The sequence below is a fragment of the Amycolatopsis jejuensis genome (genome assembly GCF_000717335.1).
GTDB classification, from domain to species: domain Bacteria; phylum Actinomycetota; class Actinomycetes; order Mycobacteriales; family Pseudonocardiaceae; genus Amycolatopsis; species Amycolatopsis jejuensis.
Window position 1 is genome coordinate 71,124 of the sequence record NZ_JNYZ01000020.1, and the last position, 22,523, is coordinate 93,646.

20 protein-coding genes are annotated in these 22,523 nt (G+C 70.5%); 2 read left to right on the forward strand and 18 right to left on the reverse strand.

Annotated features, from left to right (window positions below; all coding sequences use genetic code 11):
* Positions 1–328: 328 nt before the first annotated feature.
* Complete coding sequence (locus OO71_RS26460) at positions 329–979, reverse strand: GntR family transcriptional regulator (RefSeq protein WP_033292605.1); 651 nt, start codon at positions 977–979, stop codon at positions 329–331.
* Between the two features lie 144 nt (positions 980–1,123).
* Between OO71_RS26460 and OO71_RS26465 the strand changes: the two genes are divergently transcribed.
* A complete protein-coding gene (locus OO71_RS26465; protein WP_033292787.1) occupies positions 1,124–1,960 on the forward strand; it encodes a hypothetical protein in 837 nt (278 codons plus the stop codon).
* A 304-nt stretch (positions 1,961–2,264) separates the two neighbouring features.
* On the opposite strand, the gene OO71_RS52400 is transcribed toward OO71_RS26465, so the two are convergent.
* A complete protein-coding gene (locus OO71_RS52400) occupies positions 2,265–2,462 on the reverse strand; it encodes a hypothetical protein (RefSeq protein WP_245633779.1) in 198 nt (65 codons plus the stop codon).
* Between the two features lie 45 nt (positions 2,463–2,507).
* Here OO71_RS52400 and OO71_RS26470 point away from each other — a divergent pair, with 45 nt between their 5' ends.
* Positions 2,508–3,311 (forward strand): RICIN domain-containing protein, encoded by an 804-nt coding sequence (locus tag OO71_RS26470; protein WP_245633780.1) that lies wholly within the window; start codon positions 2,508–2,510, stop codon positions 3,309–3,311.
* Between the two features lie 50 nt (positions 3,312–3,361).
* Here OO71_RS26470 and OO71_RS52405 read toward each other — a convergent pair whose 3' ends face one another.
* The 16 genes from OO71_RS52405 to OO71_RS26545 form a co-directional block, all read right to left on the reverse strand.
* Entirely contained in the window at positions 3,362–5,680 is a 2,319-nt protein-coding gene (locus OO71_RS52405; protein ID WP_245633781.1) for a glycoside hydrolase family 76 protein, read from the reverse strand.
* Positions 5,681–6,018: 338 nt separating this feature from the next.
* The gene (locus OO71_RS26480) at positions 6,019–6,210 is read right to left on the reverse strand and encodes a hypothetical protein (protein WP_033292607.1); all 192 of its coding nucleotides are present in this window, start codon (positions 6,208–6,210) and stop codon (positions 6,019–6,021) included.
* A gap of 45 nt (positions 6,211–6,255) precedes the next feature.
* Complete coding sequence (locus OO71_RS26485; protein WP_051792216.1) at positions 6,256–6,720, reverse strand: hypothetical protein; 465 nt, start codon at positions 6,718–6,720, stop codon at positions 6,256–6,258.
* A 116-nt stretch (positions 6,721–6,836) separates the two neighbouring features.
* Positions 6,837–7,133: a hypothetical protein gene (locus OO71_RS26490; protein ID WP_033292608.1), complete on the reverse strand. Its 297-nt coding sequence runs from the start codon at positions 7,131–7,133 to the stop codon at positions 6,837–6,839.
* Complete coding sequence (locus OO71_RS26495; RefSeq protein ID WP_245633782.1) at positions 7,130–8,221, reverse strand: CHAP domain-containing protein; 1,092 nt, start codon at positions 8,219–8,221, stop codon at positions 7,130–7,132. The genes OO71_RS26490 and OO71_RS26495 overlap by 4 nt, the downstream gene beginning before the upstream one ends.
* Before the next feature lie 15 nt (positions 8,222–8,236).
* Positions 8,237–9,004, reverse strand: a complete 768-nt coding sequence (locus OO71_RS26500) for a transglycosylase SLT domain-containing protein (protein WP_033292609.1) — start codon at positions 9,002–9,004, stop codon at positions 8,237–8,239.
* A gap of 30 nt (positions 9,005–9,034) precedes the next feature.
* On the reverse strand, positions 9,035–9,862 hold the full coding sequence (locus tag OO71_RS26505) for an ESX secretion-associated protein EspG (RefSeq protein WP_033292791.1): 828 nt from the start codon (positions 9,860–9,862) through the stop codon (positions 9,035–9,037).
* Positions 9,862–11,022: a WXG100 family type VII secretion target gene (locus tag OO71_RS26510; protein WP_033292610.1), complete on the reverse strand. Its 1,161-nt coding sequence runs from the start codon at positions 11,020–11,022 to the stop codon at positions 9,862–9,864. The genes OO71_RS26505 and OO71_RS26510 overlap by 1 nt, the downstream gene beginning before the upstream one ends.
* Entirely contained in the window at positions 11,019–11,513 is a 495-nt protein-coding gene (locus tag OO71_RS26515; protein WP_033292611.1) for a hypothetical protein, read from the reverse strand. Before OO71_RS26515 ends, OO71_RS26510 begins: the two co-directional genes overlap by 4 nt.
* A 183-nt stretch (positions 11,514–11,696) precedes the next feature.
* A complete protein-coding gene (locus OO71_RS26520) occupies positions 11,697–12,410 on the reverse strand; it encodes a hypothetical protein (protein WP_033292612.1) in 714 nt (237 codons plus the stop codon).
* 132 nt (positions 12,411–12,542) lie between these two features.
* Entirely contained in the window at positions 12,543–14,843 is a 2,301-nt protein-coding gene (locus OO71_RS26525; RefSeq protein ID WP_033292613.1) for an ATP-binding protein, read from the reverse strand.
* A 240-nt stretch (positions 14,844–15,083) separates the two neighbouring features.
* Positions 15,084–16,913, reverse strand: coding sequence for a hydantoinase B/oxoprolinase family protein (locus OO71_RS26530; protein ID WP_156096545.1), 1,830 nt, complete (start codon positions 16,911–16,913; stop codon positions 15,084–15,086).
* The gene (locus tag OO71_RS49180; protein ID WP_084145306.1) at positions 16,906–18,552 is read right to left on the reverse strand and encodes a hydantoinase B/oxoprolinase family protein; all 1,647 of its coding nucleotides are present in this window, start codon (positions 18,550–18,552) and stop codon (positions 16,906–16,908) included. The genes OO71_RS26530 and OO71_RS49180 overlap by 8 nt, the downstream gene beginning before the upstream one ends.
* Positions 18,549–20,606, reverse strand: coding sequence for a hydantoinase/oxoprolinase family protein (locus OO71_RS26535; RefSeq protein WP_033292615.1), 2,058 nt, complete (start codon positions 20,604–20,606; stop codon positions 18,549–18,551). Before OO71_RS26535 ends, OO71_RS49180 begins: the two co-directional genes overlap by 4 nt.
* A gap of 131 nt (positions 20,607–20,737) precedes the next feature.
* Complete coding sequence (locus OO71_RS26540; RefSeq protein ID WP_033292616.1) at positions 20,738–21,361, reverse strand: MBL fold metallo-hydrolase; 624 nt, start codon at positions 21,359–21,361, stop codon at positions 20,738–20,740.
* Positions 21,358–22,443 (reverse strand): S-(hydroxymethyl)mycothiol dehydrogenase, encoded by a 1,086-nt coding sequence (locus OO71_RS26545; RefSeq protein WP_033292617.1) that lies wholly within the window; start codon positions 22,441–22,443, stop codon positions 21,358–21,360. Before OO71_RS26545 ends, OO71_RS26540 begins: the two co-directional genes overlap by 4 nt.
* Between the last annotated feature and the right edge of the window lie 80 nt (positions 22,444–22,523).

Here is a 22,523-nt window from a genome sequence, read left to right on the forward strand (position 1 = left end):
CACCGAACCGCGATTCACGACAAGCCCCGAATCCGCCGGGCTGCCAGATCACTCCGCATTCCGCCACCGGCGCCATCACAGCCGCTCCCCTGTCCGGAGCGCCGCCGACGCCCGCCCGCCGTCCCGACCCTCCCCTCCCGAAGCACCGCCACGAACCTCCGGCCACCCACTACCTCGACCACCGAACCTGCCGCCGTCACAACCGCTCCCCCACCCGAAACGCCACCAACCCCCAGCCGCCCACACCCCCGACCCATCGCCATCACAACCCCTCCGCCACCCGAAGCGCCACCAACCCCCGGCCGCCCACACCCCCAGCCCGCCGCCGTCACAACCGCTCCCCCACCCGGAGTGCCGCCATCGTGCTCGACAAATGCGTCGCCACCGCGTCCCCCGCCTCCTCCGTCGACCCCGACCTCAGCGCCGCCACGATCGCCGCGTGTTCGGCCAGCACTCGTTCCGCGCGGGTTTCGCTGCCTGCCACGGCTCGCAAGCCCATCCGCACCTGACGGTCCCGCAGCGATTCGTAGAACTCCCCCAGCACCGGATTTCCCGCCCGCCGCACCATCGCGCGGTGGAAAGCGCGGTCGTACTCGATGAACTGCACCGGATCCGCGACGAGCTCGCGCTGCTTCGCAAGCAGGTCGTCCAGCTCCGCGAAAAACGCCGCGTCCGCATGCGACGCCAGCTTGCGGACACACCAGTCCTCGACCAGCTCGCGCGCCTCCATCACCGACCGCACCTCGGCGTCCGAGATCGGCGGCACGAATGCGCCCTTCTTCGGCACGATCTCGAGGAAACCCTCGGCCTCGAGCCGCAGCAGCGCCTCGCGCACCGGGGTCCGCGACGTGCCCGCGGCCTCCGCCACCTCCGATTCGGTGAGGAACGTCCCGCCGTCGCGCGGCAGCTCGGCGATCCGTTTCTTCAGGAACCGGTACGTCACGTCCTGTGCGGACCCGGCCGGTCGTAGACTGCTCATGGACAAGATGTATACATCAGGTGTGCCACTGGCACAAGTGTGCTCCGATCAGCGATCTTGCGGCCCGACCGTGAAGACCCGGCCACCGCGTTCCGGCGAGACTCCAGCAACGCCCGAGTCCCGATCGGAAAGGCGGATACACCCGTGAGCAGAGGATTGCGCGCCCCCGTGATCGCGGCGGCGCTCCTGGCCGGATCGCTGTCGCTCGTCTCCCCGGCCACTGCCGACGCCCCAGCCACGGCCGACGCCCCGGCCACGCAGTCGACCGTGTGCGACGGCAACGGCACCAGCGGGAAGCGCGTGGAAGCGCTCTACGTGCGCGCCACCGACAAACCCGACCGGCACGCCAGCCTCGTCGGCAAATTCCGCGGCTTTGCCGACCAGATCGATGCGAATTTCGTGGAAGCGGCCAAACGGCTCGGCGGGCAGAAGCGGCACGTCCGCTTCGTCACCGACGCACAGTGCCACGCGGTGATCCGCAACGTCGCCATCGCGCCGTCGGCCATGGCGTCGCCGCAGAAGGTCGCCGACGCGATCAAGAAGCAAGGGTACAACCGCAGCGACCGCAAATACCTCGTCTGGTACGACAAAGACGGCTGCGGCCTCGCCTTCGGCAACGGCGGCAATGACCGGCCGGGCGCCAACAACCCCTACAACGCGGGGCCGCACTACGCCACCGTCGGCACCGGATGCTGGTCGTGGCAGGCCAGCGGCCACGAGCTGCTGCACACCCTCGGCGCGGTCCAGTCCAGTGCCCCGCATGCGACGAAGAACGGGCATTGCTGGGACGACGAGGACATCATGTGCTACAACGACGGCGGTATTCCGAATCCGCCCGGCAAGCTCGTGAAACGGTGTCCCGGCGCCCCGGAAAACCAGATCGACTGCAACGGCGACGACTACTTCAACACCAAACCGGCAGCCGGTAGTTACCTTGCCACCCACTGGAATGTGGCGAACAGCGCGTATCTGATCCGCTGATCTTCCTCCGGTGCGCCCGGGTGTTCCCCGTGAATGCCCGGGCGCACTGCCGTCCGTACCCGGCGAGACAGAAAAACGGTCAATCCCGGCGCTGCGGTTGACGAATCACCCACCGTCTTTACCCTGGCAACCACGCCGGGGCGGCAGGGTTTTTCCGCGGTCCCCCGGCGGAATTCCCGGCTGTTCCCAGTGTCCCCACCGAGGAAAGGCGGAATCCGTGAAAAGAAGAACCCGAGCCGTGGCGATCGCGGCGGCGCTCCTTGCCGGTGCGCTGTCGTTTTCCGCTCCGGCAACGGCAATCCCGTCACCCGCTGCAGTTGCCCATTCGACACCATGCGACGGTGACGGCCACAGTGGCAATCGTGTTCAGGCGGTATATGTCCACGCCACGAACCAACCCGATCGACACGACCAGCTCGCCGAACAATTCCGTACCTTTGCCGACCAAATCGATGACATTTTCGTAGAAGCCGGTCTGCGCCTCGGCGGAGAAATCCGGCATGTTCGTTTCGTCACCGATTCCGGCTGCCGAGCGGCCATCGACGACGTGGCCATCGACCCGTCGGTCCTCACTGATCCGCAGACGATCGCGGACGCAATCGGAAAGCAAGGGTACAACCGCAGCGACCGCAAATACCTCGTCTGGTACGACAAAGACGGCTGCGGCCTCGCCTTCGGCAACTACGCCACGGTCGGGACCGGATGCTGGTCGTGGCAGGCCAGCGGCCACGAACTGCTGCACACGCTCGGCGCGGTCCAGTCGAGCGCGCCGCACGCGTCGAGCAACGGCCACTGCTGGGACGACGAGGACATCATGTGCTACGACGACGGCGGCCTGCCGAATCCGCCGGGGCATCTGGTGAAATCGTGCCCGGGCGCGCCGGAAAACCAGATCGACTGCAATGGTGACGATTACTTCAACACGAGGCCACCGGCCGGGACGTATATTGCGACCCATTGGAATGTCGCGAACAGTGATTACCTGATCCGCGGCGACCGGCCGTACGCCGTGGGCGAGCTCACCGGCGCCGACGGCCGCTGTGCCGACGTCGCATTTTCCGAACGGGCCAACGGAACCCCGGTCCAGCTGTGGGGATGCGACCACACCAGCGCCCAGCAATGGACGGTCCGCGATGGAACGCTGCGTTCCCTCGACAAATGCCTGCGCTCGTCGGGCGAATTGTGGGACTGTGACGGTTCCGGCGCGGAAACGTGGCAAATCCGGGGTGACGGCAGCATTCTGAACCCCGAATCCGGCCAATGCCTGGGTACCCAGAACGGCGCGACCGCGGAGGGAACCCGCTTGGCGCTGCGTGATTGCGCAGAACCACGCTGGAATGTCCCCTCCTGAGGTATTCTGACGGCCCGGGCGTTTCTTCTCGGACGCCCGGGCCCCTTTCTTTATTGATGGGCCGCAATCAAGGCTTCCAATCCGGACGCTTGCGTACGCCAATCAACGACATTCGGCGTCCCACCGGACCACCGCTGTCCGATCCGGTTCAATGAGTCCCGATCGTTGTTCCAGATCGAATCCGCCTGCCGCCGGACGAAATCACCATACGCACCGGTCGCGTCCGCGAGGTCGCCGAAATAACGCAGGAAAATACCCTTGAATTGCTTCTGGTTGTCATCGCAGGTACCCGAGTCGCACGATTCCGTCACGATGCCACCGGACGTGAGACCCGACATCGCCGCGTCCGCCAGCCGCCGCGCAGTGTCCAAATAGGACTGTTCGCCGGTCGCGCGCCAGAGCTCGGTGAAGCCGCCGATCGCGAGGCCCTGGTTGTACGTCCAGACGGTCTGGCCGTTGTTCGCACAGCCCGACGTGAGGCCGTCGTTCACCAGGCCGGCGGAGTTGATCAGGCCACTGCGCAGGTACCAGTCGCCTGCCTCGCGGGCCCGGTCACCCCATGTCGTGTCGCCCCCGATGCGCCGATGCAGTGCGGCGGTGAGGCGGAGGTACAGACCACTGGTGACCGCGTTCTTGTACGTCCGCTCGCGATCCCACCACACGCCTCCGCCGCAGGTGCCCGGGTCCCAGAAGCCGCGCACGTAGTCGGCGATCGTGGTGGCTTCGGTGAGGTAGCGGCTTTCGTGGGTACGGTCGTAGGCGGCTATCCAGGCGAGACCCCACCAGGCACTGTCGTCGATCGCCCGGCTGACGAAGTCACCCTCGATGGGATCGGAACTCCGCTCCCCGGCGGGGAATGCCGCCCGGTTCACGTCGAATACCCTGGCGAGCACCGGATCGAGGCCGGGTAACCCGGAATCCGCCAGTGCGGTCACGGCAACTGCGGAGTTCCACCAGCTGGACGCCCACCACGCACGGTAAGTGTCGTGGGACCAGAGGAGCGCATCGGCGGCCGCCGCAACGCGCGATTGCGCTGGGCGAGCCCAGGCGGTACACGCGCCTTGCTGGTGAGAAGCTTCCCGGCCACACGCCCGGACAGCCCCACCGAACATCCGCCCGCGCGGGTCTTTGGTGGCGAAGGCCGGGGTGCGGGCGGAAGTGGCCGCGGTGGTCAGGACGCCCGCACCCGTTGCGGCGGGTGCCACGGTGGGGGTGGCTGCGGTGGTCGGGACGCTCTCAGCCCTTGCGGCAGGCACCACGGCGCGAGCGGCCGCCCCAGTCTGGACGCTCACGCCCCTTGCCGCGGACGCCACAGTGCCAGTGGCTGCGCCAGTCCCGACGCCCGCGCCCCTTGCAGCAGGCACCAAGGCGCGGGTGGCTGCGCCGGTCTCGACGCCCGCGCCCCTCGCAGCAGACACCACAGCGCCAATGGCTGCGCCGGTCCCGACGCCCGCGCCCCTCGCAGCAGGCACCACAGTGCGAGTGGCCGCGCCGGTCTCGATGCTCGCGTCACTTGCCTCGGGCACCACGGTGGAAATGGCCGCGCCGGTCCCGACGCCCGCGCCCCGTACAGCGGACGCCACAGTGCCAGTGGCCGCACCAGTCCCGACGCCCGCGCCCCTCGCAGCAGGCACCACAGCGCCAGTCGCCGCGCCGGTCTCGACGCCCGCGCCCTCTCCGGTGGGCGCCACAGCCCGCGCGGCGGAGGGCACGCTGGTCCGCCCGAGTGAGGAACCTCCTGGCCACGTCGAACCGGCGTCCCAGGAGCGGTCGAGCCATACCTCGTCTCCGGTGCTGCCCTCGTCGATTCCGGCCCAGGCCATGCCGCGGTCGTCGAAGTGGAGCCGGATGGTTCGGCCGAAAATGGTCGCCGACGGTACTGGCTGGCTGTCCCCGGTGCCGGGCGGGACGCCGTCGCAGGTGGTGTCGCAGACTGTCGGGTAGATCCAGCCGGTGCATCCGACGCCTTGTGCATCCCCGCATGCGCGGATGAGGCCGCGTCGATGACCGACCGGGTCGGTGATGTTGTACATGAGGGTGCGGGTTCCGGTCCAGGTGCCGGGGATGCTGGCTTTGCCGAGGAGGCCGTCCCAGGTGGCGCCGCCGTCCCAGGACCGGTCGAGCCAGACGGCGTCGCCGGTGTGGCCGTTGTCGATGCTTGCCCAGGCCATCCCGTCGGGATCCGAGACGTGGAGCCGGACCACGCGACCGTTGATCCCCTTGTCCGGCAAGGGAAAACTCTCCTGCGCCGCCCGCGAGGGGTCGAGCCGGTCGCACGACACCACGCACACCGTGGTATCGGCTCGCGCCGGGGCGCGCGGGACCGTGAGGAACGCGAGAGCGAGCAGCACCACAACCATGGTCCGCATGGACGATCCCCTCGCCGGGGGTGATTTTCCGTCCAGGATAGGAAGTGGTGCAGTGGCGGGAGAAGCCCTGGGAGAGGTTCTGTCCCGTTCCGGACAACCGTCACGCTCGCGCAAGCGGTGGAGATCCGGGGACGGCACGCCTGCCAGGCGTAGCGCTCTCGGCTACGGCCCGGCCTCGGGCCGGTTCTCCATGTCCGACCCGGGCCTGCTGCTGTACCGGTGCGAGCGACTCGTTCCGGCCCAGTGGCCGCGAGAGGAGTTCGTCGACACGCTGGTGGGGACCGATGGCACGGCAGGCGCTCGCCGTACACCCGAGATGAGCGGTATCCGACGGGGGGTCAGCTGCGGCTGCCCTGCCTGCGGCCGACTGCCCGGCCTGCGAAGTAGCCGATCACCAGGCCTGCGACCAGCCCGATCACGATGAAGAAGATGATCGTGGCGGCGGCGATCTTGCCGACGGTCCCCAGGAAACCCTTGGCCTCCAGGTCGGCGGCGAGGGTTACCGACTGCGCGAGTACGTAGTGCGTCATGTCCCCAGAGTGGCATCACCTGCGGCCGGGTGCACGGGCCTGGGGTCAGTCGGTCACGGGTTTCAGCACGAACTCCTCGTCTTCGGTGGCTGGGCGGGGCCGCGAGCGGTGGGTTGGCTCGGGGTCTGCGGCCGGAGTCGGTTCCGGGGGATCATCCAGCGGCAGGACGTCTTCGACGGCGGCGGCGACGGCCGGGACACAACCCGCCCGGATGGCTTGCATTCCGCGACGCAGTGCCTCGGTACCGGCTTCCGTGGCCAGGCGGGAGATTTCTGCGGCCAGTGCGTCCGGGCCCAGTTCCAGTGCTGTTTCGCTGATGTTCAGGGCTACCAGCATTCCGTGCACGTCCACGGTGACGCTCAAGCCATAGCGCTGCGCGGACGCCCGGATGGCGGCCAGGCCCCCGGACAGGCCCAGCCGCTCGGGGATCTCGTCGGCGACTTCGATCAGGTCGTCGATGGTGCGGTCGTCGCCATCCGGGGCCTCCGGCGCGCGGTCGTCAGCATCCATGACCTCCGGTGCACGGTCGTCGCCACCCGGGACCCCCGGTGCACGGTCAGCGCCATCCTCAACCCCCGGTGCGCGGCCAGCGCCACCCGGAGCATCTGGCGCGCGGAAGGGGTCCATCACCTGCTCCACATGGTCGGCGTCGTGTCTTCCGCGTGAGCCGCCGTCGAGTCCTCGCGGGACAAGCCAAGCCGGGGCAGTTCGTCACCGAGGGGGCCCAGTTCGGCTTCCAGCAGGTGGCGGGCGCGTTCGTTCGCCTGGGCCGTTGCTTCGCGGACGGTTCGCAGGATCGTGTCGGCCAGGCGGGGGCCGCCGGTGCGGAGGGCTGCTGCGGTGAGTTCCAGGTGCCGTAACGCGCCGCCCGGGGCGACCTCCGCCGTCACCCCGGATTGCCGTGCTGTGCCGGTGGTGGTCACTTCGGGTGCACTCCGCCGTAGAAGCGGTGCAGGTCCTTCGGCAGGGTGTACGTGATGCGCTCGACCTGGTCGTCCGCGTTGCCTTCGATCGTGGTGATCTTGTTGCCCTCGACTTTTTCGATGATCCCGATGTGGTGGCTGTGTCCCCACGAAGGTCCGTCGCCGAACAGGATCGTGTCGCCGGGGCGGGCGTTGTGGGCGATGGCGCCGCGGTCGTAGGCGAGGTGGTGGCGCTGGCCCCACTTGTAGACGTCGCCGGTGAAGCCGTACTTCGGGATGTCCACCCCGGCCGAACGCCACATCGACGTCGCGAAATATGCGCACCACGGCTGCCCCGTGGGACCCCATTTGTTGCGGTTGTTCGGGCCTTCGTGGAAGCCGAGGTTGTGCCGTGCGTGGTCGAGGATCTTGTCGACCTTCTTGCTGTGGCTCACGGTGGTCTTGCCGTGGTGCTGCTGGTGCTTCTTGTGTTGCTCGTGCTGCCGATGCCGCACGTGCGCCTGGTGCTTGCCGGTACGGCCGTGATCGGCGACACCGTCGTGGCCGAGTTCCTTCTGCAGTGCGCGCAGTCTGCGCGCCGCCTCCTGCATTTCCTCGCGTGCGTTCTTCAGGTGCCCGGACGATTCCTTGAGGTACTTCCCGGCCAGGTCGGCCACGTCGCCGATCGCCAGCAGCAGTGCGGCCGGGCTTCCGTTGCGCGCCAGCAGGTATCCGGCGTCGATGAGGCGCCGGGCCTTGGCGATGAACTCGTCGAGCAGCTTGCCGGTGGCCTGGTGCCGCCCGGCGAGTGCGTCGGTGACCTCGCCGACCACCTGGGCGCCGTGGCGGCTCGCCTGCGCGGTGACCTTCAGGTCGCGGCCGAACTTGGCACTGTCCCGTTCGAAAGCCGGGTTTGCCTTGCTCTGCCAGGCATTCAGCAGCGAGTGCGCGGCCTTGCGCTGTACGTCGTACTGTTCGGTGATCTCGTTCGCGGCCTTCTGCAGCGCCTGCTGCGCGGCCTGTGCATCCGCGGCCTTGCCGCGGAGCTTGCCGTGGTGCGTCTTCATCTCGTCGGCGAACAACGTCGCGACGCCTGCGGTGTCCAGCACGGAACTCCCCCTCCGTCAGCCCAGAATGCCTTTGATGTCCTGCGCGGCGATCGCCGACCCCGCCTCCGCGTCGGCCCCGGCGTACGTCTTCCTGGCCCGGAACACCGACGCGCTCAGCGTGCGTGCGTTCGCCCCGGTGGCCCGTACCTGCGACTCCAGTGACCGGCTGAAATCGCCCAGCGCATCGGCGAACCCGGTTTCCTCGCCGACCTTCCCGAAGCTGTCCTTGGCGATCCCGGTGACCCGGTGCACCGTCCGCTTCCCCACCGTGACCAGCTCACTCGCGATGCGCTCGGTTTTCTTCTCGTACGCGATGAACTGCTCGAGATCCGCCCGGAAGCCGCCGTCCTTACCGTGTTTACCCTGATGCGGCTTCGGCTCGTGCTTACCGGGATGCCCCTTGCCGTGATGCCGGGTGACGTCCTCCGCGGCCTTCCGCGCCGCGGCGAGATGGCTCTTGTACGCCCCGTTCGTATACGTGGACCACGGTTCGAAACTCTTGCCGTGCCCCGAAATCGCCCAGGCCGCCTTGGCGTTCTCATCCGGGTCGAAGAGCTCGTTGTCCGACTTCAGGTGGAACTCGTGCCGCCGCGCCGGGCCGAGCGAGCCGAGCATGTTGACCTGCCACAGCCCGTACGAGTTGTCCGGCGGGGTGCCGTTGTGCGCGCGGGTGTTGCCGCTCGACTCCGCCAGCGCCACCGCGACCGCCGTGGTGAGCGCGGGCCCGCGAAAACCCGCCCGGTACGCGTGCTGCGCGATCTCCCCGGCCGACAACCTGCTCATTTCCCGCCCCCTTCGAAAGGCACCTCTCAGCTACCCGAAGTGAGACGCGCCGCCCTGCCCTTTCGGTTCCCGAGTCCCCCGATCTGATGACACTTCGCGGAAAAGGGCGGTCATCCGGTCGGCGAGCCAGGCGCCGTCCGCGGGCGCGACGGTGACCCAGCGGGTACCGGCGCTCTCCTGCACGACCGCGCCGTACCGGCCCGCTTCCGTGTCGTACCAGGCCACCACCGGCGACCGCCCGCCCGGGCCGTTCACCGCGAGCTGGCCGTACCCGGCCCGCGGCGTCGTGACCAGCGTCGACAGCGCCCGCAGGTCGCGCCCGGCGATCCCGGCCCGCGCCAGCACGCGCTCGAACGCGTCGTGCCCGCTGTCCGCAAACGCTTGCATCGCCGCGGAAAACGCGTCGCGCGGCAGCCGGACCGCGTCGCCGGGCCCGGGTCCGGCCGTCCCGACGACGCTCGCCGCCAGCATCGGGACCTCGTCCGGCAGGCACGGCCGCAGCGCCAGCTCACCGGCGTCGAGCACGGCCAGCACGCCGAGTTTCCGCCCCGCCGCGGCCAGCGCGCGCAACGGCGGATCGCGGAACACCAGCAGGTCCACCGAGTACACCGGATCGGCCAGCAGCGCGAACAGCTCGCCGAGCCGCGGGTGCAGTTCGTCCTCGGCGTCGAGCAATCCCGCCGCGGCGAGCCCTTCGGCGACCTGGGCGCCGAGCACGTCCCGATCGTCCATCGTCGCGCCGTGCGAAGGCACTTCGAGCGGGTACGGCGCCGGCCCGAGGTCGAAATCGTTCCACAGCAGGTCGAATTCGAGATGCGACAGCACGACGCCGTCCGCACCGGTGAGGTACCTGGCCATCACTCGCCCAGCACGGGCGGGTACGCGGCAGGCATGTCCTCCAGGAAGTCGAAGGCACTGCCCTTGGTGTACCGGTTCTGGTGGTCGCCGTCGCCTTCGCCGCGCTGGCCACCCATCCCGCCCATCGGCGGGAAGAACCCGCCGCCGGTCCCCGGGCCGCCCCGCATCCCGGCCGCCGCCTGTGCTGCGCCGGCCGCCCCGCCGGGACCCGTTGCGCCACCGAGCAATCCGCCGGGCAAGGCGCTTCCGCTCCCCGATCCGCCGCCCCCGAGCGCCCCGCCCACCGCACCGGGAACCCCGAGAGAACCGGACATTCCGGCCGACGGCCCGCCGACCCCCGGCACCGCACCGCCCGCCGGAGGCGCAACCGACGACACCGTCGTGGTGTCACCGGAACCAGAACCGGAACCAGCCCCGGAAGAACCGGCAGAAGAGGACCCCGTACCAGGATCCACCCGCGTAGCCAACGGCGCAGACGTGAAATGCGGCAGCCGATCGTGCACGCCCTTGCTCGTGCTCTCGTACCCCTCCATCACCCGCACGGCCTCGGCCTTCGCCTGCGCCGCGTTCCGCTTGGCGGGCAAGTGATCGTCGAGCAGCTGGTCCACCATCACCGCACCGCTCGGACCGGCGGCCGCGTTCAGGTCGTACCCGTCGCGGAACTGGTTCTCCGCCACGTAGAACACCGGTTCCGGCATCTTGTGCCGTGCCGTCTCGACCGCGCTCGTGTAGTGGTCGAGCCGGTCCCCGACGGTCCGCATCGTCTCGCTCGCCCCAGCGCCCCACGACGTGAGCTTCGACGCCGACTGCGCCGCATTCCCCGCCGCCCCGCCCCGCCACGAAAGCAGCAGCTTCTGCACCGTCTTGTGCACCGCCGCCGTCGACGTGTCGACATCGAGCGCGAGCTTTGCCCAGCGGTGCGCGGAACTGCCCATCTCGGCCGGGTCCGCGGTCATGATCATGTCGTACAGCGTCGTGTGCGCCCAGGCGTTCCAGTTGATCTTGCCGAAGGACTCGTCCCGCATGTTGGCGCGCTGCATCAGCTGGGTGCGGTGCACCCGCCTGCGCTGCGCGGGGGTGAGGGGGTGGTCCTCGCTCCACAGCCGGTGCTTGCGGTGCTCCTCGTACGGCAGCCGCTCGTACCCGTGCTTCCGGCTCATGCCGGCGTCCCCCCGTTCTCCGCCCGGTCGCGCAGCGCGGTGAGCGAGTCGCGGGCGTCGGCTTCCTGCCGGACCTGGCCCGCGCTCGCCGCCCGGATGGCCGAGCGCAGCGCCGACAGCTCGTCCAGGTACTGCTGCAGAATCGTCTGTACGCCGCCGTCGGCCGACCCGCGCACCCCGAACGCCTTCCGCAGGTGCGCGGCGACCGGGCTGGTGCCGTCCTTCAGCGGATGTGTGAGCTGTTTCGCCTGCTCCAGGTAGCCGGTGAGCTCGTCATGGCGTTTTTGGAGCTCGGCGTCGGCGGCGGCGATCTCGGCCGGGTCCAGCTCGATGACGCCGGTGTCCTCGGCGACGATCTCGGCGGTCCCGGCCCCGGACGGATCGTGCACCGAGCCTGCCGTCGGCGGCCGCCCGTCCGGGTGCTCCTGCCGCCCCTGCTTCTTGTCCAGCGCACGGACGTCGGCCCAGTCCGAAACCCGGTGCGTGTTCACCCCGGCCCACCTCCCCTTGCGAGCGCTCGCAGTGTCCGACGCGAACGCGCGCACCAGTATGTCAGCCCGCCGGGTGCGGGGCACCCGGTCCGGGAAAGTCGGCAACTGGGACGGGAGGGAGGTGGTGCCGGTTCCCCGGGTTCACCCGGACGGCGGTGCCCGGTGCGGTCGAGCGGGGGGTGCTCAGTGCTGCGGGACGAACTCGAACGCGCCGCCCGCGAGCGGGACCTCGACCTCCGGGTTGGGTACCGCGAAGGTCGCGACCATCTGGTTGTCGGTGGCTTCGCTCTGGTTGAAGACGAGCTCGGTCTCACCGGCCCAGAGCGACCCGTCGCGTTCGGGCAGGTCGAAGAACTCCACATGCCGCTTGCGCCAGAGGCCGGCCGACGAGCCGGTGAGCGTCAGTTTGCGCAGGGCGGGCGCGGTGTCCGCGGCATGCGGGTACGGCAGCGGGAACAGCCTGCGGTCCTGGAGATGGAAGAAGACGCCGGTCTCGCGCGATTCGAGGACGTCGGTCGGCATGATGCCCACGTAGTAGCCCCAGGAGTCGTCGCGGGTCCGCTGCCAGCCACCACAACAGGCGAACGACTTGCCGCCGCCGGGGTGCGCCTGCATGTGCGCGAGGTCCGCGGCGCCGTCACCGGTGGTGTACGCGCCGACGACCAGCCGCGGGGTCGCGTGGGCGAACAGGTCGAACTTGTGGGAGCCGGGGTCGATCTGCGCGGACATCTCGATGAAGCCCCCGCCCGCGATCGACAGCAGGTGCGACTGGAGGCCCTCCCCCCTGGTGACAACCTCGTCCTCCAGCTTGAACCCGGCCTTCTGCAGGAGGGCCGAGGTCGGGGCGAGGTCGGCGGGAGAGCATTCGAGAACGATGTGGTCGACGATCCGGGTCATGCTTTCCTCCGCCGGGCAGCGCGTGCGAGACACCAGGCGGTCCTGGGCTCGGCCGGAAACCCTCCGGCGGGGAAATCGTCGCTGTTCGCGGGGGCCGTAGGCGCCGGGAGTTCTCCCGGACTTCGGCCCCGGCTACCCGATCGCGGCCATTCCGTGGTGCGCTGCCCAGCATGCCGCCACCTGGGCCCGCGAAGAGAACCCGAGCTTCGTCAAGATCCGCTCGACGTGCCATTCCGCCGTCCGTGGCGCGATCACCAGGTCCGCCGCGATCTGCCGGTCGGTCAGCCCGCTCGCGATGAGCGCCGCGACCTGCTTTTCCCGGCGGGTCAGCTGTTCCGTCGGATCAGCGGTGGCCGGCCGGGCCGTCGCCGTCTCGAATCCGGCCTCGCGGACCTCGCGCGTGGTTCCGGACCGGCCCCGTCGCCAGGTCCGGTCGAAGCGGGCCGGGCCGAGTTTTCGGCGCAGGTGGGTGACGCAGTCCTCTCGTTTTCCGGCCAGGCAGGGCATGATCGTGACGTCGGTGCCTGCCGCGTGCCAGTGCGTCGCGGCTCCGCCGAGCAGGTACGCGGCTCGGTCGGCGGAGCCTTGTGCGGCGGCGAGCCACGCCAGCGCCTCCACGCACATGGCCACGCCGATGCCCACGTCCAGGTCGAGGAACAGTTCGAGGCTCAGCGCGAATCCTTCGCCCGCCCGGGGCAATTGCCCGGCCGACAACGCCGACAGCCCGAGCCACCAGTGCACCGACGCGCGGATCCACGCGTCCCCCGAGGAATCCGCGAGATCCAGGCAGGCTGCGCCGTGCTGTTCGGCCGCGGCCGGGTCTCCGGCGACCACTGCCGCGATGAGCTGCAGGGTGAGGGCATGAATGAGAGCCGAATCGTCGTGCTCCGCGCCGAACCGCTCGGTCGCCCACTCCAGCGCTTCCGCCGCGGAGACGGCGTCGCCGGCGAAGGTGTCGACGAATCCGTTGGTGTACTTCAGTTTCGCCAGATACCGGTCGCCGAACCGGGCCGTCAGGCCGGCGGCCTCGGCGAGGTCTGCCGCGGCGGCGGCGCGGTTGCCCTGGATCGCGGCGAGCGTCGCGCCGAGGCACAGCAGGTCGATCCGCACGGTGTCCTCGACGCCGGGATGCCCGCGCAGCTGCCCGATCCAGTGCCTGCCGTCGGCGAGCAGGCCGCGCGCAAGCCAGAAATCGCCCAGCTGCACGGCCATCCGGCTGACCATCGGCACCAGCGACGGCTCGGCCAGCCCACGGCGGATCGCCGCCCGCAGGTTCGTCTGTTCCGCGGCCAGCCGGGACACCCACTCCTCCTGGCCAGGGCTCATCCACGCGCCGTGCCCGCGTTCGACGACCTGCGCGTACCAGCGGGTATGCCGGTCCCGCGCCCGGTCCGGGGCACCGGCCGCGGCCAGCTGCTCGGCGCCGAACTCGCGCAGCGCGCCGGGCAGCCGGTACCGCGTCGGCCCGGTGCCGGGTTCCCGCACGCAGATCGACTTGTCCACGAGCGCACCGAGCAGGTCGACGACGTCGTCCGCGCCGGGCGCGCACACCGCGCGGGCGGCGTCGAGGTCGAAAGTGCCGGAGAACACCGAAAGATCGGCCCACGCGCGCTGCTCGGCGGCGGTGCACAGGTCGAAACTCCAGCGGATCGAGGACCGCAGCGTCTGGTGCCGGCCGGGCGCGGTCCGGCTGCCCGCGGTGAGGAGCCGGAGGCGGTTGCTGAGCATGCCGAGGATGTCGTCGAGGGTGAGCGTGCGCAGGCGGACGGCGGCGAGTTCGAGCGCGAGCGGGATCCCGTCCAGCCGACGGCAGATCCGGGCGATCGTGCGCGACGCGGCGGCGTCCGGGGTGAACTCCGGGAGCACGGCCGCCGCCCGGTCCACGAACAACCGCACGGCGTCGGACCCGCGGACCAGCTCATCCGGGTCGTCGGGCGCGGGAACCTGCAGTGGTGGCACCGGCAGGACGGTCTCGCCCGCAACGCCGAGCGGCTGGCGGCTGGTCGCGCACACGTGGACCGCCGGTCCGGCCGCGAACAGCTGCCCGACCAGGTGGGCGCACGCGTCGAGCAGGTGCTCGCAGTTGTCGAGCACGATCAGGAGCCTCCGCCCGGCAGGCAGTTCGGCGAGCGCACCGTCGCCGCCGGGCGGGACGAGCGTCGGCACGGCGGCCAGTACAGCCGGCAGCAGCGCGGGTTCCCGGATCTCGGACAGCTGCACGAAGTGGACGCCGTCGGGGAACTCGTCCGCGGCCTCCGCCGCCAGCCGCACCGCGAGCCGGGTCTTGCCGACGCCGCCGGTGCCGGTGAGGGTGACGAGCCGATCCCCGGCCAGCCGACGGGCTCCGAGCGCCAGTTCCCGGCTCCGGCCCACGAACCCGGTCAGCTCCGCGGGCAGTGTCCCAGCGCCGCGGAGACGCCCAGAATCCGTCATCCGCCAAGGCTAAGCATGCGGATTCCGCGGTGGCAAGGCCCGGCGGCGGGGCCGGGGTGGCCCCGGCCCTTCACGCAGCACCGGCGGCACGCGCGAGCACTTCACGCAGCACCGGTGGCACGCGCGAGCACTTCACGCAGCACCGGTGGCACGCGCGAGGCGCTGGCAGCTCACCCGCACCGACAGCGCCACCGCACCCCGCACAACCCCGGCCGCAGGCACCGACGCCACCGCACCCCGTCAGACATCCTGTGCGGCAAGACGATCCCCGATCCCCGTGCGCCGGATGACCTCCGTCCGGCCGATTCCCCGCAGCGGCCGCGGCCCGGCCACCCGGCGGGCCGACCGTTCGCGCGCCGTCGCCTCCGCCAGCACCACCCCCGCTCGCGAATCGATGTGCACCCCGTAGTCGGCCAGCGCGCCGGTGACCGAGATGTACTCGTCCAGTACGTCGTCGAGTACCTGCGCCGGGTCGCGGTCCAGCGGGTCGCCCCAGCCGCCTCCGCCGCCGCTGTGGGACAGGACCACCCCGGCCGGATCGAACGGCGTCAGCTGCGCACCACCCGCGCCGACCACGGTCTCGTCGGCGCCGTTCTCGTCGATCACCTGGTAGTTCCCCGTGCCCTCGTACCCGCCCGCGTACCCGCACAGCGGATGCACCAGCGAGTGCAGCAACAGCGCCGATGCGGTCCCCTGCGCGCCCCGCATCGTGCGGCGGGTGACGAACGCCGGGCTGCCGCGCCATCGTCCCGGCGCGGCCGAATCGGTCGCGTACTCCGACTGCCGGAACAGCACCGGGTAATGCAGCTCGGTCATCTCGCTGTTGATCGGGCTCGCGACGCTGAACGGGGTCGCCCAGCAGCCCCAGCCGTCGGTGCCGTGCGCGGCGCTGTTCGACACCACGCTCGGGGTGGAGTCGAACATCATGAACGGCGCGACGCCGTTGCGGGTGTCCAGGCCCATCACGAACCCGCCGCACAGATCGAGCGTCACGTTGCCCGCGCGTTCGGGGGCGAACTGCTCGCATGCCTTCATCACGGCCTGCCCGATCTGGCCGCCGCAGCACAGCGTGCTCGCCTGGGTCGCCGCCGGTTCCTGCGCGTTGACCAGGCTTCCCGGCGGCAGGTGCACGTCCAGCGCCCGGAAGAACCCCGAGTTGATCGGGATCGTCGGGCACATCGCCGACAGGGCAACGCAAATCCAGGCGACACTGTTGCTCGCGACGCTGTTGATCGACCCGTCGGTCTGCGCGTCGGTGCCGGTGAAATCGAACGCCATCCGGTCGCCGTCGACGGTCACCGCCACTTGGATCCGCAGGTCACGGGCCTCCTGGAAATCGCTGTCGACGCCGACCCGCGCCTGGTAGGTCCCGTCCGGCCATTCCCGGACCTGTGTGGCGAACCGGCGCTCGGAGTACCCGAAAATCCAGTCGAGCGCCGCGAGCACCTCGCCGAGCCCGTAGCGCGAGCAGACCTCGCGGACCCGCCGCTCCCCCATCCGGCTCGCGCCGATCATCGCGGTCAGGTCCGATTCGAGCAGGTCCGGCAGCCGGTTGTTGGCCCGGAGCCAGTCCCAGATCTCGCGCCGTCGCGCGCCTTTCTCGTACAGCTTCACCGGGGCCAGCCGGTACCCCTCGTGCCAGATCTCGCGGCAGTCCGGGTTGCCGTTGGCGGGGAACGGCCCGCCCTGGTCGGCGACGTGCAGGCGGGTGGCGGTGAAGAAGAGCGGCTTGCCGTCGAAGAAGATCGGGACCAGGACGGTGTAGTCGCCGATGTGACTGCCGCCGTGGTAGGAGTCGGAGACGAGCAGCACGTCGCCGGGGTCGAGGTCGCCGCGGAAGAAGTCGAGCGCGGTCTGCGCGGAGGTGAGCCCGGCGAAGGAGTGCAGCACGATCCCGGCGCGCGAGATCATCGTCGCGGACGTGCCGTCGTACCCGTAAACCCCGGCCCCGCAGTCCTTTCCCTCGTTCACCGCCGGGCTTTTCGACGTGCGGGTGAGGGTTTCGTACACCGTCGCCGCGGCGGTGTCCATGGCGTTGCGGACGATCTCGGCGGTGATGGGGTCAGGCATCGGAGCCCCTTTCCGGGTCGATCCCGTACACGGCGCGGGCCCGGTCCGCGGTGAGCAGCCCGTCGGCCAGATCTGCGGCGACGGCAGCGCGATCGCGCGTGCGGGGATCGCCGTGCCCGCCGCCACCGGGCAGCAGGATGCGCAGCAGGTCACCGTCGAGCGGGCGCTCCACCGCGGTGGCCGGCGCGGGCTCCCAGCCGTTTTCGGTGTGCAGCGAAACCTCGCCAGGGCGTCCGGCGACCGCTCCGGCGAGCGCGGCGGCCGGAGGTCCGGCGGGCTCCGTCCAGAGGGTGTACCGGCGGTCCGGCGGCAGTTCGAGCACCGCTTCGACCCCGGGCGCGCCGGTCCACCGGCCGGCACCCGCGGTGTCCGCGGCGAATTCGAGCCGGTGCACCCGCATCCGGTGCTCGGCTTCCCACTGTTCCACCGACGGCAGCAAGGCGCGGGCGGACAACGCGGGCCCGCCCCAGCCGTCGAAACCGGGTGCGGCCCCTGCTCCGCCGACCGCCCAGCGGCCGAGGTCGGTCTGGTCGCTGCGGTCGGCCCTGGTGCGGCTGAGCACCAGCGGACGCGGCGCGGTGAGCACCGGTACCGGCGCGCCGGTGGCGCTGCGCAAGGCTGCCGCGACCGCCTCGGTGACCTCGTTGCCGCCATGCTCGCCACCCCAGCCGACCGGGGCGGACGGCGTGGGATGCGTGATCGTGCCCGGCCGGGTGACCACCCGCACCGCCCGCAGCAGACCGCTGTCGGCCGGTACCGAATCGCCGAGGCAAGCCAGTACCGCCCGAAGCGCGCACGACGCCGTGACCCCTTCCGGGCAGTTCACGAACGACGGCCGCTGGTCGTCGGATTCGCTGAAATCGAGCGTGAGACCGGCACTGTCCACAGTGGCCTGTACCCGGATCGCGACCGGACCACCGCCGGAAGGTTCACCGGGAATCGTTGCGCTACCGGGAAAACTTCCGCACTTCCATCGGGAGATGGCTGCGCGGGCCAGCCGTTCGCTGTAATCTTGAGTATATTCGAGTGCGCTGCGTACCGTCGCAGCGCCGCGTCCGGCCACCAGTGCGCCGAGCCGCCGGTGCGCGGACGCCAAAGCCGCCAGCGCGCCGTCCAGGATGCGTTCCGTCTCCTGTGGACGGCGGCTGTTGAGCACCAGCGTGGTCCGCACATCACGGCTCGGGCGGCCGAGCCGCTGGATCTTCACCGGGGTCACCGGCACGCCTTCGGCGAGCAGTTCGGTGGCGATCGGATAGCGGTTGCCGCCCACCTGTCCGCCCAGGTCCCGCACCGGCACCCGCACCACGAGGTGCAGCAGGAGTTCGTTGCCGGACACGAGCGGGGTGAGCAGGGTGAGGTCGGAAACCCGGGTACCGCCGTTGGTGAGGACGACGTCGCCGTCCTTGAGATCGAACTCGAAGTAGTCCAGCAGCCCGGCGACGGAACTCGCGAGCGAACCCAGCTGCGCCGGGTTGTCGGTGGCGACGATCCCCCCGCGCGCGTCGGCGATCGCGACGCAGAAGTCCCGGGACTCGCTGATTTCGGTCACCGCGGCGGCGTGCGCGAGCATCGCGGCGGTCTCTCCGGTGTGCGCGACCAGGGTCGTCCGCAGGATCTCGAGGTCGACCGGGGCGGTCATCCGACGACCTCGATCACGTAGGTCTCGTACTGGTCCAGCATGGCCTCCTGGCCGTCGCACACCACGATCGTGGTACCCGGTTCGTGGATCACCGCCGGACCGGCCACGACATTGCCGGGTTCGAGCTGCGGGCCGTCGTACACCGGGGTGTCCACCGTGCCGAGCGACTCGAAGTACACCGGCCGCGTGCCGAGCCGGGCCGCCCCCGGGTCCTCCTGGGCGAACTTCCGCGCGGTGCCCGGCGCGGCGGTCTGCCGGAACCCGGTCAGCACCACCCGGATCGACACGATCTGCACCGGCTGGTCCGGCCGCTGGTGCGCGTACAGCTCCTCGTGGAGCTCGTGGAAATCGCGGACCGCGCGGGAGAGGCTCACGTCGGAAATCCGCCGCGTGCGGGTGTTCAGCGGGACGATGACCTCCTGCACCTGGCCCTCGTACCGCATGTCGACGAACCGCTCGAGCCGCGTCGACTCCGCCTCCGGCAGCAGCCGTTCCGCTTCCTCCTGCACGCGGCGGAACACCTCGCTCAGCTCGTCCGCGCCGGTCCCGGCAGCCGGGCGGACGAACGACTGCACCCGCGAAACCTTGAAGTCCGCGACCATCCCGCCGAACGCGCTGAGCACGGAAGCGTTGCGGGGTACCAGAATCGTCTTGATCCCGAGGTCGACGGCCTGGATGCCGGCGTGGATCGCGCCCGCGCCGCCGAAGGCCATCAACGCGTAGTCGCGCGGGTCCCGGCCGCGCGACACCGAAACGTAGCGCAGGGCGTTCGACATCCCGCTGTTCGCGATCCGGAACACGCCGATTGCCGCGTCGTGCACGGAAATCCCCAGCGGGCGGGCGATGTGCTCGTCGAACGCGGCCTCGGCAGCGGCCCGGTCGAGCTTCATCGCGCCACCCATGAAGAGGTCGGCGTCCATGTAGCCGAGGAGCAGGTTGGCGTCGGTCACCGTCGGCCGGGTGCCGCCGCGGCCGTAGCAGGCCGGGCCGGGAGAGGCTTTCGCGCTTTCCGGGCCGACGCGCAGCGCGCCCGCCTCGTCCACCCACGCGATCGACCCGCCCCCGGCGCCGATGGTGTGGATGTCCACGAGCGGCACCGCGACGCGGTACCGGCTGATCCAGTTGTCCACGCCCACCGCGGGTTTGCCGTCGTGGATGAGGCAGACGTCGTAGCTCGTGCCACCCATGTCCGCGGTGATGATGTTGCGGTACCCGGATCGCTCACCGAGCGCGACCGCCGCCACCACCCCGCCGGCCGGGCCGGACAGCACGGCGTCGACCCCGTGCTCAGCCGAGTACGCGACGTCCATGACGCCGCCGTTCGACTGCACCACCACGAGCGACCCGCCGAACCCCGCGTCCCGGAGCGCGACGTCGAGCCGTTCGAGGTAGCGCTTGAGCATCGGGCTCGTGTAGGCGTTGACCACCGTCGTGCTCACGCGCTCGAACTCGCGGACCTGCGGCAGCACGTCGGCCGACAGCGTCACGAAGCACTCCGGGTACTCCTCCGCGACGATCTCGGCGATCCGGCGCTCGTGCGCGTCGTTCACGAAGGAGAAGAGCAGGCACACCGCGATCGACTCGATGCCGGCCGCCTTGAAGTCCCGCGCCACGGCCCGGACCTGGTCCTCGTCGAGCGGGACCACGACGTCCCCGGCGTAGCCGATCCGCTCGGTGACCCCGCGGCGGAACCGGCGGCGGACGATCGGATGCGGTGCCGGGAGGGTGAGGTCGAACAGGCTTTCCTTGTACCCGCGGCGCATTTCGATCACGTCGCGGAAGCCCTCGGTGGTGATGAGCCCGGTCGGGACGCCGTCGTACTCGAGCATCGCGTTGGTGACCACGGTGGTGCCCAGCACGAAGAACCCGGTGCGGCGCAACAGGTCCTCGCGCCCGAGACCGTAGTGTCCGGCGACCGAGTCGACGGCGGCCAGCACCGCCGCCGCCTCGTCGTTCGGCCGGGACGGCACCTTCCCGGTGAAGAGCTCGCCCCCATCGGCAGCGACGACGTCGGTGAATGTCCCCCCGACGTCGATCGCGATCGAGTACGCCATCGGACCTGCCTTCCGCCATGCCCCGCCCGATGGCGCACCTTGCCATCGGCGGCGCGGTTTCGCGCCGCCTGCGAGTCTCGGGCGTCGGCATGGGGGAAAGCACCGGGAGGATTCCCGGTTCCTCAGCGGGGTCAATGCCCCCGGGCGAGCCACTCCCCCAGGTGCGGAGCTTCCGTGCCGATCGTCGTCCCGTCGCCGTGCCCGGTGTGCACGCGGGTTTCCTCCGGCAGGGCGAAAAGACGGTCCCGGATCGAAGCGATGATCGTCGGGAAATCCGAGAACGAACGGCCGGTCGCCCCGGGACCGCCCGCGAACAGCGTGTCACCCGTGAACAGCGCGCCCGCTTCCGGCAGGTACAGGCACACCGAGCCCGGCGAGTGGCCGGGCGTGTGGATCACCTCGACCGTCGTACCCGCGACCGCGATGCGTTCCCCGTCCGCCACCGGCCAGAACTTGCGGCCCGGGTGGGTTTGCTGCCACAGCTCGTCGTCCGCCGGGTGGAGCAGGACCGGGGCGTGCAGGTTCTCGCCCAGCTGGGGCGCCACCGTGATGTGGTCGTTGTGCGCGTGCGTGCACACCACGGCGACCACGTTCCGGTCGCCGACCGCCTCGGTGATCGCCTTTTCGTCGTGTGCGGCGTCGACGACCACGACCTCGCGGTCGTCCCCGACCAGCCAGATGTTGTTGTCCACCTCCCAGGTGCCGCCGTCCAGTGCGAAGACGCCGGACGTGGTGACCCGGTCGATCCGCGTCACAGGATCACCACCGACCGCAGTACCTCGCCGGCGTGCATGGTGTGGAAGGCCTTCTCGACGTCGTCGAGGCCGATCCGTTCGGTGACGAACCGCTCCAGCGGCAGGCGGCCCTGCTGGTGCAGGTCGATCAGCATCGGGAAGTCGCGCTCCGGCAGGCAGTCGCCGTACCACGACGACTTGAGCGAGCCGCCGCGCGAGAAGAAGTCCACCAGCGGCATCTCCAGCCGCATGTCCGGCGTCGGCACGCCGACCAGCACGACGGTCCCGGCGAGGTCGCGGGCGTAGAACGCCTGCTTCCACGTCTCCGGGCGGCCGACCGCGTCGATCACGACGTCGGCACCGAAACCGCCGGTCAGCTCGGTGATCGCGGCCACCGCGTCGGTTTCCGCGGCGTTGACGGTGTGCGTGGCGCCGAGGTCACGGGCCCAGGCGAGCTTCCGGTCGTCGCGGTCGACGGCGATGATCTTGGTGGCCCCGGCCAGCCGCGCCCCGGCGATCGCCGCGTCCCCGACCCCGCCGCAGCCGATCACCGCGACCGAATCGCCCCGGCCGACCCCGCCGGTGTTGACCGCGGCGCCGAGCCCGGCCATCACCCCGCAGCCGAGCAGGCCGGCGACCGCGGGGTCGACCGTCGCGTCGACCTTGGTGCACTGCCCGGCGTGGACGAGCGTCTTCTCGGCGAACGCGCCGATCCCGAGCGCGGGGGTGAGCTCCGTGCCGTCGGTGAGGGTCATGCGCTGAGCTGCGTTGAAGGTGTCGAAGCAGTACTGCGGACGTCCGCGCTTACAGGCCCGGCACTGTCCGCAGACCGCGCGCCAGTTGAGGATCACGAAGTCGCCGGGCTGTACCGAATCGACGCCCTCGCCGACGCTCTCCACCGTGCCCGCGGCCTCGTGGCCCAGCAGGAACGGGAACTCGTCGTTGATGCCGCCCTCGCGGTAGGTCAGGTCGGTGTGGCACACGCCGCAGGCCGCCACCGCGACGACGACCTCGCCAGGTCCCGGATCCGGCACGACGATGTCCGTGACCTCGACCTCGGCCCCGCGTGAACGGGCGATGACTCCGCGTACCTGCTGTGACATCCGACTGCTTCCTCCGGGTGGACGGCAAGACATGCGGGACCACGCATGCCTCACTTCGAAGCTATCCATTGCGGGAGCCG